At 65.9% G+C, this 13,881-nt stretch carries 11 protein-coding genes; 9 read left to right on the top strand and 2 right to left on the bottom strand.

Features of this window, described 5'->3' with window-relative positions:
- The first annotated feature begins 129 nt into the window (after positions 1 to 129).
- The 6 genes from PD284_RS00205 (at position 130) to trmB (ending at position 8,901) form a co-directional block, all read left to right on the top strand.
- On the top strand, positions 130 to 1,290 hold the full coding sequence (locus tag PD284_RS00205; RefSeq protein WP_274626229.1) for an efflux RND transporter periplasmic adaptor subunit: 1,161 nt from the start codon (positions 130 to 132) through the stop codon (positions 1,288 to 1,290).
- A gap of 5 nt (positions 1,291 to 1,295) precedes the next feature.
- Positions 1,296 to 4,475, top strand: a complete 3,180-nt coding sequence (locus tag PD284_RS00200) for an efflux RND transporter permease subunit (RefSeq protein ID WP_274626228.1) — start codon at positions 1,296 to 1,298, stop codon at positions 4,473 to 4,475.
- Positions 4,476 to 4,605: 130 nt separating this feature from the next.
- Positions 4,606 to 6,195 (top strand): apolipoprotein N-acyltransferase, encoded by a 1,590-nt coding sequence (lnt, locus tag PD284_RS00195; protein WP_274626227.1) that lies wholly within the window; start codon positions 4,606 to 4,608, stop codon positions 6,193 to 6,195.
- Positions 6,196 to 6,331: 136 nt separating this feature from the next.
- Positions 6,332 to 6,745, top strand: coding sequence for a helix-turn-helix domain-containing protein (locus PD284_RS00190; RefSeq protein ID WP_274630492.1), 414 nt, complete (start codon positions 6,332 to 6,334; stop codon positions 6,743 to 6,745).
- 176 nt (positions 6,746 to 6,921) lie between these two features.
- Positions 6,922 to 8,184 (top strand): methionine adenosyltransferase, encoded by a 1,263-nt coding sequence (metK, locus tag PD284_RS00185; protein ID WP_274626226.1) that lies wholly within the window; start codon positions 6,922 to 6,924, stop codon positions 8,182 to 8,184.
- Between the two features lie 15 nt (positions 8,185 to 8,199).
- Positions 8,200 to 8,901, top strand: coding sequence for a tRNA (guanine(46)-N(7))-methyltransferase TrmB (gene trmB / locus PD284_RS00180; protein WP_274626225.1), 702 nt, complete (start codon positions 8,200 to 8,202; stop codon positions 8,899 to 8,901).
- 40 nt (positions 8,902 to 8,941) lie between these two features.
- Here trmB and PD284_RS00175 read toward each other — a convergent pair whose 3' ends face one another.
- A complete protein-coding gene (locus tag PD284_RS00175) occupies positions 8,942 to 10,327 on the bottom strand; it encodes a sensor histidine kinase (RefSeq protein WP_274626224.1) in 1,386 nt (461 codons plus the stop codon).
- On the bottom strand, positions 10,327 to 11,001 hold the full coding sequence (locus PD284_RS00170; RefSeq protein ID WP_274626223.1) for a response regulator transcription factor: 675 nt from the start codon (positions 10,999 to 11,001) through the stop codon (positions 10,327 to 10,329). The genes PD284_RS00175 and PD284_RS00170 overlap by 1 nt, the downstream gene beginning before the upstream one ends.
- Positions 11,002 to 11,076: 75 nt before the next feature.
- On the opposite strand from PD284_RS00170, the gene PD284_RS00165 reads away from it, so the two are divergent.
- The 3 genes from PD284_RS00165 to PD284_RS00155 all read left to right on the top strand — a co-directional run bounded on the left by PD284_RS00165 (position 11,077) and on the right by PD284_RS00155 (position 13,866).
- Entirely contained in the window at positions 11,077 to 12,150 is a 1,074-nt protein-coding gene (locus tag PD284_RS00165; protein ID WP_274626222.1) for an ABC transporter substrate-binding protein, read from the top strand.
- A 289-nt stretch (positions 12,151 to 12,439) separates the two neighbouring features.
- Positions 12,440 to 13,384: a Bug family tripartite tricarboxylate transporter substrate binding protein gene (locus PD284_RS00160; protein ID WP_274626221.1), complete on the top strand. Its 945-nt coding sequence runs from the start codon at positions 12,440 to 12,442 to the stop codon at positions 13,382 to 13,384.
- Complete coding sequence (locus PD284_RS00155) at positions 13,381 to 13,866, top strand: tripartite tricarboxylate transporter TctB family protein (RefSeq protein ID WP_274626220.1); 486 nt, start codon at positions 13,381 to 13,383, stop codon at positions 13,864 to 13,866. Before PD284_RS00160 ends, PD284_RS00155 begins: the two co-directional genes overlap by 4 nt.
- Positions 13,867 to 13,881: the final 15 nt, after the last annotated feature.

Genomic DNA, 13,881 nt, shown 5'->3' with positions numbered 1-13,881 from the left:
GAAGGCATGATCGCCTCTTCAAGGCAGAAGTCCGATTTCCTATTTGCGTTGTTCGCCCGGGCGAGGGGCGTCGTGGGAGGTGTGGTGACCGTGCCGACAGTGCCCCTCGCAAGCCGTCCAGGCGCCGCTATGTCGCGCCCCTTGAGCGTCATCTCGCACGCCGTCGGAGCGATCCTAGTCGCCATCGGTCTTGCCTGTGCAGTTCCGACCGCCTTCGCCCAGCAGGGCGGGCCCCCCACCGTGACCGTCGCCAAGCCCGTGGTTCGCGACATTGTCGAGGACGACGAGTATGTCGGCCGTTTCGAGGCCGTTGACGACGTTTCGGTTCGCTCGCGGGTCGCGGGCTATCTCGACCAGGTCCATTTCCGCGATGGGGCCATGGTCGCCGAAGGCGAGCTTCTCTTCACCATCGATCGGCGACCGTTCCAGGCGGCCTACGACGCGGCGAAATCGCAGGTGGACGTGACCACGAGCGCCCTGGAATTCGCCAAGTCGCAGCTCGACCGCGCCGAGACGCTCGCCAAGTCGGGCAATCTCTCGATTTCGACGCTCGACGACCGCCGCCGCGAGTTTCTGGCCACCCAGGCCCAGCATCAGGGCGCCGAGGCGTCGCTGCGCAACGCAAGCCTCAGCCTCGAGTTCACCGAGATCAAGGCGCCGGTCAGCGGCCGCATCGGCCGGCGTCTGGTGTCGCCCGGCAATCTCGTCGAGGCGAACTCCACCCTGCTCACCACGATCGTGGCGGTGGATCCGATCGATTTCTACTTCGACATCGACGAGCGCTCCTACTTCGCCTACGCCCGGGATGCCCGCACGCGCGGGGCCGTGATGCAGGAGGGCGGTGGCGGGCTGGATGTCGTCGTCCACGTCGCCGACCGCAACGAAGCGCCGTTCGCGGGCAAGCTGGACTTCGCCGAGAACCGCCTCGACAACGCCACCGGAACGATGCGGGTGCGCGCCCGGTTCGACAACAAGGACGGCGTCCTGCAACCCGGTATGTTCGGCCGTATCAATGTGCCGGGCTCGCTGCCGCATCGGGGCGTGCTGCTGCCGGACGAGGCCATCGGGGCCGACCAGAACCGCCGCATCGTCTTCGTGGTCGACGATGCCGGCATGGTTTCGACCAAGGAAGTCCGCACCGGCCCGCGCATTGACGGCTACAGGGTCATCCGCGAGGGACTGACAGGCGACGAGACGGTCGTGATCAACGGGCTGATGCGGGTGCGCCCCGGCGTCACCGTCAAGCCCGAGCTGGTCACCCTTCCGCCGACCGTGGTGGCGGAGGAATAGCCGCCATGAGCTTCGCCCACTTCTTCGTCGACCGCCCCATCTTCGCGGCCGTCCTTTCGATCCTGCTGCTGGTCGTCGGCGGCATCGCCTACACGCAGCTTCCGGTCGCGCAGTATCCCGAGATCGCGCCGCCGACCATCGTGGTGCGCGCCTCCTATCCCGGCGCCGACGCCGAGACCATCGCCGCGACCGTGGCGACGCCGCTGGAACAGGAGATCAACGGCGTCGAGCACATGCTCTACATGTCGTCCTACTCCTCGGGCGACGGTTCGATGTCGCTGACGATCACCTTCAAGCTCGGCACCGACCTGGATGCCGCGCAGGTGCTGGTGCAGAACCGGGTTTCGATCGCCGAGCCGCGCCTGCCGGAGGAGGTGCGGCGCCTTGGCGTGACCACGGCCAAGAGTTCGCCCGACCTGATGATGGTCGTGCACATGCTGTCGCCGGACGACACCTACGACCAGCTCTACGTGTCCAACTACGCCCGCTCGCGCATACGCGACGTGCTGCTCAGGCTCGACGGCGTCGGCGATGTCAGCATCTTCGGCGAGCGCGAGTATTCGCTGCGCATCTGGCTGGACCCCGACAAGCTCGCCTCTCTCGGCATGACCGCCGGCGACGTGGTGCAGTCGCTGCGCGACCAGAATGTGCAGGTTTCGGGCGGCTCCATCGGCGCGCCGCCGGTAACGGGGGAGTCCGCCTTCCAGTACACCGTCACCACGCAGGGCCGCTTCGAGGACGCCCGCGATTTCCGTTATGTCATCGTCAAGTCGACCGAGGACGGCCGGCTGATCTCGCTCCAGGACGTCGCCCGCATCGAACTCGGCGCACGCGACTACATCACCAATTCGTACCTGAACGGCAAGCAGGCGGTAGCCCTGGGCATATTCCAGCGGCCGGGAACGAATGCGCTGGGCGCTGCCGAAGACATCATGAACACGATGCGGCGTCTGTCGGCCGACTTTCCCAAGGGGCTGACCTACGAGATCGTCTATAACCCGACCGAGTTCATCTCGGCATCGATCAACGAGGTCTACAAGACGATCCTGGAGGCGGTGCTCCTGGTGGTCGTCGTGATCATTGTGTTCCTCCAGTCCTGGCGCATGTCGCTGGTGCCGATCGTCGCGATTCCCGTGTCGCTGATCGGCGCAATGGCGGTGCTCTACGCCTTCGGCTTCTCGCTCAACATGCTGACGCTGTTCGGCCTGGTGCTCGCGGTCGGCATCGTCGTGGACGATGCGATCGTGGTTGTGGAGAACATCGAGCGCAACATCTCGCTCGGGCTGTCGCCGCGCGAGGCGGCGCACCGCACGATGGACGAGGTGGGTACCGCGGTTCTGGCTATCTCGCTGGTGCTGATCTCGGTGTTCGTGCCGACCGCCTTCATCCCCGGCATCTCCGGCCAGTTCTACCTTCAGTTCGCCATCACCATCGCCGTGTCGACGGCGATCTCTGCGTTCAATTCGCTGACGCTGTCCCCCGCGCTGGCCGGCGTGATTTTCAAGCCGCATCAGGCGGGCCACGAGCCGCGCTTCGCCCTCGTACGGTTCGGCCAGAGGCTGGCCGACGGGTTCAACCGCGGCTTCGACGCGCTGGCGCATGGCTACGCCAGGCTCGTCCACGTCCTGGTGGGCTCGACGGCGGTGCTGCTTGCCATGCTCGCCATCTTCGCCGCCCTGATCTACGCCACCTATAACATGCTCCAGGTCGTGCCGCGCGGCTTCATACCGTCTATGGACCAGGGCTACGCGATCGTGGTCGTGCAACTGCCGGAGGGCGCTTCGCTGGGCAGGACGGACGCGGTGATCCGCAGGGCGTCCGAGATCGTCAACAAGACGCCCGGCGTCGCGAACGCCGTCGCCTTCGCGGGCTTTTCCGGCGCGACCTTCACCAACGCCAGCAATGCCGGCGTGATCTTCGCGCCCTTCGAGAGCTTCGACAAACGGCTGGAGGAGGGCAACAGCTCCGACAAGATCGTCGGCGCTCTGTTTGCCACCCTGCAGAGCATCGAGGAGGCGTTCATCATCGCGCTGCCGCCCCCGCCGGTGAGCGGCATCGGCAATTCCGGCGGCTTCAAGATGATGATCCAGGAGCGCAACAGCTCCGACATGCGCCCGATCCTCGCGCTCACCCAGGAGATCGCGGCCAAGGCGAACCAGACTCCCGGGCTCGTCGGCATCTTCACCACCTTCTCCGCTTCCAGTCCGCAGTTCTTCCTGGAGATCGACCGCGACAAGGCGCGCATGCTCAACGTGCCGATCCCCAACATCTTCGAGACGCTGTCGATCAATCTCGGCACGGCCTACGTCAACGACTTCAACGCCTTCGGCCGCGTCTACCAGGTGCGCGCACAGGCCGATCAGACCTTCCGGCTCGAACGCGACGACATCCTCAGGCTCAAGGTGCGATCGGCCTCCGGCGCGCTGGTGCCGCTGGGCACGCTGGTCGAGATCCGAGACGTGACCGGTCCGTCGCTGGTGCAGCGCTACAACATGTACGTCTCGGTGCCGTTGCAAGGCTCCGCGGCGTCCGGCGTCTCCACCGGCACGGCGCTCAACCTCATGGAGGGGATCGCCACAGAGACGCTGCCGCAGGGGACGGCGTTCGAATGGACCGAGCTTGCCCTGCAGGAGCGGCAGACGGGCAACACGGCGATCTTCATCTTCGGCCTCTCGGTCCTCTTCGTTTTTCTCGCGCTGGCCGCGCAGTACGAGAGCTGGATCATGCCCTTCGCCATCGTGCTGATCGTGCCGCTGAGCGTGCTCGCCGCCCTCCTGGGCGTTGCCTGGCGCGGACTGGACAACAACGTGCTCGTGCAGATCGGCCTGATCGTCCTTGTCGGACTCGCGGCCAAGAACGCCATCCTCATCGTCGAGTTCGCGCGGCAGGGGCAGGAGCGGGGCGCGTCGCCGGTGGATGCCGCGGTCGAGGCCGCGCGCCTTCGGCTGCGGCCGATCCTGATGACGGCCTTCGCCTTCATCCTCGGTGTCGTGCCGCTGATGATCGCGACCGGACCGGGGGCGGAAATGCGCCAGTCGCTCGGCACGGCGGTGTTCTCCGGCATGCTCGGCGTCACCTTCTTCGGCCTCTTCCTGACGCCGGTCTTCTATGTCGCGCTCAGGCGGCTGTTTCCGCTGCGCATCGTTGCGCCGGCCGAGGCGACCGCTGCGGAACCTGCGGAATAGGCTGCAAGCACTGGTGGCGTGCGCGCAGCTGCACGGAGCGGCGGCTGTTCCGGTAAGGCGGGCGTTGTTTGGAGCCAGCAGCCCTTGCTGCTAAATCTAGGCTTCTTTGATTCGACTATCCCGGAACCATATGGAAGGCTTTGCCGGCAGGATCGTTTTGCTGTGGGGTTGGCGGCGTGTGCTGACCGCATTCCTTGCTGGCGCGCTGGCTGCGTTGGGGCAGGCGCCCTACGACTTCTTTGCCGTCGGTTTCGTCTCCTTTCCCGTTCTCGTCTGGCTGCTGGACGGCGCCACGGCATGTTCGCCCGCCGGCTTGCTGAAACGGTTGCGGCCGGCATTCGCGACCGGCTGGTGGTTCGGCTTCGGCTACTTTGTCGCCGGTCTCTGGTGGGTCGGAGGCGCTCTCCTGGTCGAGGCCGATGCCTTTGCCTGGGCTCTGCCGCTGGCCGTGTTGGGCCTGCCAGCCCTTCTGGCTGTTTTCTTCGGCCTCGCAGCCGTTCTGGCGCGCCTGTTCTGGGGCGAGGGCGTCGGTCGCATCGCAGCACTTGCGGCGGCGTTCGGCGTGGCGGAATGGCTGCGTGCGGTGGCGTTCACCGGGTTTCCCTGGAACCCGGTCGGCTATATTGCGATGCCGGTTCCCCTTCTCATGCAGTCGGTGGGCGTCGTCGGGACCATGGGCATGAACGTGCTGGCCGTCTTCGTGTTCTCGATGCCGGCGCTGCTCGCAGCTCGCAGTCATCGCGCGGCAGGGGCCGCGCTCGCCGCCCTGCTGGCGGTGGCGCATGTCGGCTACGGCGCCTGGGCGCTGTCGTGGCCCGCCCCAGCCGGCGAGAACAAGCTGTCCGTGCGTATCGTCCAGCCCTCGATCGACCAGAGCGAGAAATGGGAAGGCTCGGTGCGCGACCGCATCTTCAAGACGCTGCTCGACCTCTCGGCGCTGCCGGTGGCCGAGGGACAGCCGAAACCGGAGCTCATCCTCTGGCCGGAAACCTCCCTTCCGTTCCTGCTCACCGAGCGCCCGGATGCGCTGGTCGCCATGGGAGAACTGCTGCAGCCGGGACAGATGCTGATGGCGGGGATCGTTCGCGAAGAGGGCGGGGCGCCGTCGGGCAGCGCCCGCTACTACAACTCCGTCGTCGCGATCAACGATGCCGGCGTCATCGTGGACGCGGTCGACAAGGTGCATCTGGTGCCGTTCGGCGAATACCTGCCGTTCCAGGACATCCTGGGCGAACTCGGCCTGCAGAAGGTCGTTACGCTTCCGCTCGACTTTGCCGCGGGCTCGGCGAGGCATGCGATGACCCTCCCCGGCGGCATGCGCGGCGTTCCGTTCGTCTGCTATGAGATCATCTTCCCGACGCTCGTAGCTGCAGACACCGGCGCGGCCGACGTCATTATCAACGTCACCAACGACGCGTGGTTCGGAGATACGCCGGGCCCGTATCAGCACTTCAGGCAGGCCCAGATACGTGCTGCCGAATCCGGCCTGCCGGTGCTCCGCTCGGCCAACAACGGAATCTCCGGCGTCATCGACGCCCGCGGCCGCGTGGTCGACGCCCTTGCGATCGACGCGAGAGCAGTGATCGATGCAACAGTCGCGACCTCCGGGCAAGACAGGGCGATCCCTGTCAATCCGTCGCTCAATGGCGTGTTCGTCCTTGGCTTTTTTGTGCTATTCTGCGTTGGCTTTGGTGTTCGCAGTCGGTTCCGTTCGAATTGACAGCTCGAAACCGGCGAACATATTGCTGCATCGCCGCATTGTCATTGCCTTGCATGGTGAGTGATTGAAGCAGAAGCGCGGGACCCCCGGGGGGCAAAGAACAACGACAACAAGCCGCGCAACGGCGAGGAGTGAGATGGATAATACCAAGAAGCCGAATCCGATAGATGTACATGTCGGTGGCCGGATCCGCATGCGCCGCAACATGCTCGGCATGAGTCAGGAAAGGCTGGGTGAAAGTCTTGGCATTACCTTCCAGCAGGTCCAGAAATACGAGAAGGGGACCAATCGCGTCGGCGCGAGCCGCCTGCAGGACATCGCATCAATCCTGAACACTCCGGTCTCCTTCTTCTTCGAGGATGCGCCGAGCCGGGATTCGATCGCTGCGCCCCTGCGTGCGGAGGAGGGACCGAATGCGTCTGCGATGGAGTTCTGCACCAGCGCCGAGGGCTTGATGCTCAACCGCGCGTTCGTGAGGATCTCGAACCCGAAGACGCGGAAGCGGCTGATCGATCTTGTCAAGACGCTGGCCGAGGAGGACGACGCCTGACCATGTTGCCCGCCTTGGGCGATCGCGGCCGCAGGCGTCGCCAAATGCCGAGGAAATGAAGTTTTCGCGGGGCCGCACCCTGCGGAATATCGGTCCTTGACGACCCGCGATCTGTATGGCTAACACGACGCACCAACGGGTTTGACAGCGTCAGCCCGCTTCGAGAGGGATAGCCCGTGTCACGCCAGAACTACCTTTTCACCAGTGAATCTGTGTCCGAAGGTCATCCCGACAAGGTGTGCGACCGGATCTCGGACGAAATCGTCGATCTGGTCTACCGCGAGGCGAAGAAGTCCGGGATGAATCCCTGGGACGTCCGCGTGGCCTGCGAGACGCTTGCGACGACCAACCGCGTCATCATCGCTGGCGAGGTCAGGGTGCCGGACACGCTGCTGAAGAAGGGCAAGGACGGCAAGCCGCTGCTCGACGCCAGCGGACATCCGGTGATCAACCCCTCCAAGTTCCGCTCCGTCGCCCGCAAGGCGATCCGCGACATCGGCTACGAGCAGAGCGGCTTCCACTGGAAGAACGCCAAGATCGACGTGCTGCTGCACGCGCAGTCGGCCGACATCGCGCAGGGCGTCGACAAGGCCGCCGACGCCAACACCGAGGGCGCTGGCGACCAGGGCATCATGTTCGGCTACGCCTGCAGCGAGACGCCGGACCTCATGCCGGCGCCGATCTATTACAGCCACAAGGTGCTGGAACTGCTGTCCGCCGCCCGCCGCGAAGGCAAGGGCGATGTCGGCAGGCTCGGCCCAGACGCCAAGAGCCAGGTCACCGTCCAGTATGTCGACGGCAAGCCGGCGGCCGTCACGCAGATCGTGCTGTCCACCCAGCACCTCGACGACAAGTGGGATTCCGGCAAGGTCCGCACCGTGGTCGAGCCCTTCATCCGGCAGGCGCTGAACGGCCTCCAGATCGCCGACGACTGCAACTGGTACATCAACCCGACCGGCAAGTTCGTCATCGGCGGTCCGGACGGCGACGCCGGCCTCACCGGCCGCAAGATCATCGTCGACACCTACGGCGGCGCCGCGCCCCACGGCGGTGGCGCGTTCTCCGGCAAGGACACGACCAAGGTCGACCGCTCGGCCGCCTATGCGGCGCGCTACCTCGCCAAGAACGTGGTGGCCGCCAAGCTGGCGGAGCGCTGCACGATCCAGCTCTCCTACGCCATCGGCGTCGCCCAGCCGCTGTCGGTCTATGTCGACCTGCACGGCACCGGCAAGGTCGAGGAGTCGAAGCTGGAGGACGTGCTGCGCGAGGTCATGGACCTGTCGCCGTCGGGAATCCGCCGCCATCTCGACCTGAACAAGCCGATCTACGCCAAGACCACGGCGTATGGGCATTTTGGCCGAAAGCCGGGCCGCGACGGGTCGTTCGCGTGGGAGCGGACCGATCTCGTCAAGGCGATCAAGGAAGCGGTGGCGGCCTGACGCCGAGCCAGTCCGATGACCGAAGAGAACCGGCGTTCACGCGCGACCGAGGCGTTTTTCGGGCGTCGCCGGGGCAAGGGCCTTCGGACCATGCCCGGGACGGCGCTCGAAACCCAGCTTCCCGTCTACAGGATCGATCTCTCGTCGCCGGCGCCGGGCGACCTGCGCGAACTGTTTCGCGCGCCCGTCTCGCGCCTGCGCCTGGAGATCGGTTTTGGCGGCGGCGAGCATCTGCTGCACGAAGCGCGCCGTTTTCCTGACACCGGCTTCATTGGCGTTGAGCCTTTCGTCAACAGCATGGCGAAGATGATGCTTGCGGTGGCCAAGCAGCCGCAGCCCAACCTGCGCGTTTATGACGATGATGCGACGCAACTGCTCGACTGGCTTCCGGCGACCTGCCTCGACGGCATCGACCTGCTCTACCCCGACCCATGGCCGAAGAAGCGGCACTGGAAGCGGCGCTTTGTCAGCAAGGTGAACCTCGATCGCTTCGCCCAGGCGATGAAGCCGGGAGCGCTCCTCCGCTTCGCGTCCGACATCGACACCTATGTCAACTGGACGCTGCTTCACTGCCGCGCCCATCCGGATTTCGAGTGGCTGGCGACATCCGCCGCCGACTGGCACACGCCCTACGACGGTTGGCCGAGCACACGCTACGAGGCCAAGGCGATCCGGGAAGGAAGGCCTCCTGCGTATCTGACGTTCCGCAGGCTCTGAGGTCAGCGGCGGCCCATGAGGAGGCCGGCCCTCGGACGTGTCAACCCGCCGCCAGTGCCGGAAACCGCACGGCAACCTTTAGTCCGCGACGATCGCGTCCCTCGCCGAGTTCGATCGAACCTCCGAACACTCGCGCGATCTCCTCGACGATCGGTAGGCCCAGTCCCGCACCCGGCTTGCCGCTGCCGCGTGCGAAGCGCTGCATCACCCTTTGCCTGTCCTCGGCCGACAGGCCCGGGCCGTTGTCCTCCACGGCAAGCAAGACGTCGCCGTCCAGATGGACGCTGACGGTCGCTTCCGCGCCATCACCCGAGTAGGCGATCGCGTTGGCAATGAGGTTGTCGATCAGTTCCCCGATCAGCAGCTGGTCGCCTCGTATCAGGTGCGGTACGTCGCCCTCGAAGCCGAGATCTACATGCGCGTCACCAGCGCGGACCACGTGCTCGGCGGTGCGGTCGCGGGCGAGCGCGGTCAGGTCGAGCGGCTCGAAGGTCGTCAATTTCTCGGAATCCGCCGCATCGATCCTGGCAAGCAGCAGGAGCTGGGCCAGCACGCGCTCGGCATGCGCGACCGCCTCGTCGCCGGCATTGGCGGCGTCGCGGGCGTCTTCAACGGTGGGAGCACGCTGTGCGAGCGCCAGCTGCGTGCGGATGATCGCCATCGGCGTGCGCAACTGGTGGCTGGCGTTGCCGGTGAAGTTGCGCATGGCGGAAAGGGTGCTGCCCAGCCGCGCCATGAACAGGTTCACTGTGTCGACGAGGCCGCGCACCTCGTTGGGCACGATCTGCTCTATTGGCTGCAGGTCGTTGGGACTGCGCTCGGCGATGGCGTCGCGAAGCCGGTAGAGCGGCCGCAGGGAGGCAGTGACTGCGATCCACACCAGGACGGCCGCCAGGGCGATCAGCGCCCCGAGTCGCAGCGCCGAGCGCAGCAGGATGGTGTGGGTTAGCTGGCTTCGCGCGATGGTGGTTTCGGCCACCGTGACGACATAGGGGACCGAATTGATGCCGGTCGATGCCGATCGCGCCAGCACGGCGACGCGGATCGGTTCGCCGCGGAAGGTCGCGTCGGCGAAGGCGGTTGTCTCGCGCGCGAGGCCCTCGATGCTCGGCAACTCCTGGTAGCCCGTGATGAAGTTGCCGGGCGGACCGTCCACGCGATAGAAGACCCGGTCCTGCGCAGCCGAGGTCAGCATTTCGAGGGCAACATAGGGGATGTCGACTTCGAGCGTGCCATCTTCGGCGACGACCACGCGCTCGGCGATCGCTAAGGCGGAGCCTGCGAGCACCCGGTCCGATACCGAGTCAGCGGTGCTTGCCGCCTCGCGGTAGGAATCGGCCAGTGCGATCAGCCCGATCAGCACCAATGGCGCCAGCAGCCAGGCGAGCAGCCGGCGGCGGAGCGAATAGGATCGCCCGGGGGCCATCAATCGGGTTTCGCCTGCTCGAGATAATAGCCGATGCCGCGGGCCGTGCGGACGGTCAGGCCGTGGGGCGCGAGCCGTCTGCGCAGGCGGCTGACGTACTGCTCGATGGCGTTGTGGCTGAGGTCGTCGTCGAAGCCGGCCAGCGACTCCATGATCGCCTGCTTGGTGACGACCTTGCCGGAGCGCAGGAAGAGCGTTTCCAGAAGGGAGCGCTCCCGGGCCGGGATGTCGAGCTGCGCGCCGTTCGCCGAGAACGACCTGGCGTTGAGATCGAGCGTAACGGAACCCAGCGAGAGCACTGTGCGATTCACGCCGGCGCGGCGGCGCAGCAGCGAGCGCACGCGGGCCTCCAACTCGTCGACGTCGAACGGCTTGGTCAGGTAGTCGTCCGCGCCGAGATCTAGCCCCTGTACGCGATCGCCGAGTTCTCCGCGCGCCGACAGGATCAGCACGCTGACCTCGTTCTGCCGCGCACGCAGCGCGCGGAGCACCTCGAGGCCGTCCATATCAGGCAGGTTCAGGTCGAGTATAACGAGGTCGAAGCGTTCAGTGCTCAGCACGGCGACCGCCGATGCGCCGTCGCCGACCACATCGACCGCATAGCCGTCGCCCTTTAGTACGGCAAGCAGGCCGCGCGCCAGCGTGTCACTGTCCTCGACGATCAGGATTCTCAAATCACGCCCTCCAGCCCGACACTAGCGAGCGCTCCAGCGATTGTGAACAGAGGCCCGCTGGGGCATTCTTCCGGCATGCGTTGCCTTCTTCTTGCCGCCGCGGCGGCGTTCGCCATTCTGCCCACCTTCGCCGAAGCCGAGACGACGCTGTTCCCGGCGCGTGACGGCAATCCAGCCGCGCGCACGCTGACGATCTACTCGGCGCTCGACACGCCGATCGCGCGCCCGATGGTCGCCGGTTTCCAGGCGGCCAATCCCGACATTGCCGTCAGTTACTCGGATCTGCTGACGTCCGACATCTATGACCGCATCGTGGCGGAAACTGATGCCGGCGAGGGCACCGCCGATGTCGCCTTTTCCTCGGCGATGGACCTTCAGGTCAAGCTCGCCAATGACGGCTATGCCCAGGAGAGCGAGCTGCCGTTGAGCGCGCGCTGGCCGCGCTGGGCGAACTGGCGGAACACAGCCTATGCGCTGACCTTCGAGCCGGCCGTATTCGTCTACCACAAACCGAGTTTCCCGGACGCGCCGCCACCGGCGACGCGGGGCCAGCTGGTCGACTACCTGCGCGAGCAAGGCGACAAGGCCTATGGCCGCATCGCCACCTACGACATCGAGCGCTCCGGCGTCGGCTTCATGTTCATGTCGCGCGACCAGGAGCAGTTTCCCGACATCTGGTCGGTGGTGCGTTCGATGGGCGCGGCGGGAGTAAAACTGTATTCGACCAGCTCCGCGATCCTGGAGAGGATCGCCGACGGCCGCTTCGTCCTCGGCTACAACATCCTTGGGTCCTACGCAGCCGAGTGGGCGGCGCGGAATGCTGATCTCGGCATCGTGCTGCCCAAGGACTATACAATCGTCATGTCGCGCATCGGCCTGGTGCCGAAAGCCGCGCGTGAGCCCGAACTCGGCCGCAAGTACATCGCCTACATGATGTCGGCCGAAGGCCAGGCGATCATGGCCCGCAGGTTGCACATCGCCGCCGTCAACCCGGAAGTCTCGGGAGACAATACGGCCAGTTCCATGCAGGCGGCGATGGGCGCGCAATTGCGGCCGGTGCCCGTGAGCCCGGGGCTCATGGTCTATCTCGACCAGGTCAAGCGCTCGCGCATGATCAAGCGCTGGAATGAAGCCCTGAGGGGCCAGTAGAAATGACGCGAGATGTGCGGCATGATCGCCCAAACGTGTCAGGTAGATGTCAGCTTGGCCCGCTAGGGTTGTCGAAGGTGCGGTCCGTTGGAGGCGGACGCGCCCGCAGATCTGGGAGGATCTCGAGCCGATCGGGTTTTGCCGGGTGCGTCGCGACCAGCGGCGGTTCTCGGTCCGAACGGCCGTCCTTCCAACCCTATCAACGTCGGCGTCCGCCGTTTGTTTGCCTGGACGCCCAAGCACCGGCTTTCACCCGCCCCAACGGGAGGCCGCAAAGGGAGGTTCGACAATGAAGCAGTACATCTGGGCGTCGATCATCGCGGCTGCGATGGCGCTGCCGGCCGCTGCGGCCGACTACAAGATCATGGCGCCGGCAGCACCGGGTGGCGGCTGGGACCAGACCGCCCGCTCCATGCAGGCCGCGCTCCAGGACGAGCAGATCTCTTCCAGCGTGCAGGTGACCAACGTTCCGGGCGCCGGCGGCACCATCGGCCTCGCGCAGTTCGTCAACCAGGCAAGCGGCGACGCCTCGCAGCTTATCGTCGGCGGCTATGTCATGGTCGGCGCGATCCTGACCAACAATTCGCCCGTCACGCTCGATCAGGTCACGCCGATCGCGCGCCTCACCGGCGAGTACGAGGCGCTCGTCGTTCCGGCCGCCTCGGACATCAAGGACATGGCCGGCCTTGTCGAGAAGCTGAAGGCCGATCCGGGCTCGGTATCCTGGGGCGGCGGTTCGGCCGGCGGCACTGACCACATCACGGCCGGCCTGATCGCCAAGGCGGTCGGCGTCGACCCGACCAAGGTCAACTACATCGCCTTCTCAGGCGGCGGCGAGGCGCTTGCCGCGATCCTCGGCAACCAGGTCACCGTCGGCATCTCCGGCTATGGCGAGTTCGCCGAGCAGGTGAAGGCGGGCACGCTGCGCGTCATCGGCATCTCGTCGGACGAGAAGATCGCGGGCATTGACGCGCCGACCTTCAAGGAAGGCGGCGTCGACGTCTCGATCCAGAACTGGCGCATGGTGGCAGCGGCCCCCGGCATCAGCGACGAACAGAAGACCGCCATCATCGGCGACGTCGAGAAGATGGTGAACTCCGCCAGCTGGCAGAAGACGCTGGCCGACAAGGGCTGGGCCAACACCTATCTCGCCGGCGACGACTTCGCCGCGCAGCTCAAGAAGGACACCGAGGCGACTTCAGCCATCCTGAAAGACATCGGTCTCGTGAAATGAGCGAAACCGGTCGATCGCCGGAAGAGCGCCGCCCTGACCGGGCGGCGTTCGTCATTGCCGCGGTTCTGATCATCGTGGCGATCCTCATCGCCTTGTCGACGTCGCAGACCGGGGGCGTCGCCGGCTATTCTCCGGTGGGGCCGAAGACCTTTCCCTACATCATCGCCGGTGGCCTGTTCGGGCTCGGCGTGCTGACTGCGATCGAGGCCTGGCGAGGCGACTTTCCGGAGCGCGAGCCGCAGGCCTTCGGGCCGATGTTCTGGATCATCGGCGGCCTCACGATCCAGATGCTCACCATGAAGACGGTCGGCTTCTCGATCGCCACCGGGCTGCTGTTCGCCGCGACCGCGAAGGGTTTCGGGCGCGGCCCGCTATGGCAGACCGTTCCGATCGGCATCGTCTTCGCCTTCGTGGTCTGGTTCATCTTTGCCAAGGGCCTGCAGCTCAGCCTTCCGGCAGGGCCGCTGGAACACCTGTTTTAGCCGGGGAGGGCAAGG

The sequence above is a fragment of the Mesorhizobium shangrilense genome (genome assembly GCF_028826155.1).
Classification (GTDB): domain Bacteria; phylum Pseudomonadota; class Alphaproteobacteria; order Rhizobiales; family Rhizobiaceae; genus Arvimicrobium; species Arvimicrobium flavum.
Note: the sequence above shows the minus strand (reverse complement) of the source record. Positions and strands in the feature narration are given on the sequence as shown.

What these genes read in the sequence shown, in the direction of transcription:
- PD284_RS00200 (WP_274626228.1), top strand. Translation starts at nt 1,296, where the DNA reads ATGAGCTTCGCCCACTTCTTCGTCGACCGCCCCATCTTCGCGGCCGTC.
- PD284_RS00155 (WP_274626220.1), top strand. Translation starts at nt 13,381, where the DNA reads ATGAGCGAAACCGGTCGATCGCCGGAAGAGCGCCGCCCTGACCGGGCG.
- PD284_RS00205 (WP_274626229.1), top strand. Translation starts at nt 130, where the DNA reads ATGTCGCGCCCCTTGAGCGTCATCTCGCACGCCGTCGGAGCGATCCTA.
- lnt (WP_274626227.1), top strand. Translation starts at nt 4,606, where the DNA reads ATGGAAGGCTTTGCCGGCAGGATCGTTTTGCTGTGGGGTTGGCGGCGT.
- PD284_RS00175 (WP_274626224.1), bottom strand. Translation starts at nt 10,327, where the DNA reads ATGGCCCCCGGGCGATCCTATTCGCTCCGCCGCCGGCTGCTCGCCTGG.
- PD284_RS00190 (WP_274630492.1), top strand. Translation starts at nt 6,332, where the DNA reads ATGGATAATACCAAGAAGCCGAATCCGATAGATGTACATGTCGGTGGC.
- PD284_RS00165 (WP_274626222.1), top strand. Translation starts at nt 11,077, where the DNA reads ATGCGTTGCCTTCTTCTTGCCGCCGCGGCGGCGTTCGCCATTCTGCCC.
- trmB (WP_274626225.1), top strand. Translation starts at nt 8,200, where the DNA reads ATGACCGAAGAGAACCGGCGTTCACGCGCGACCGAGGCGTTTTTCGGG.
- PD284_RS00160 (WP_274626221.1), top strand. Translation starts at nt 12,440, where the DNA reads ATGAAGCAGTACATCTGGGCGTCGATCATCGCGGCTGCGATGGCGCTG.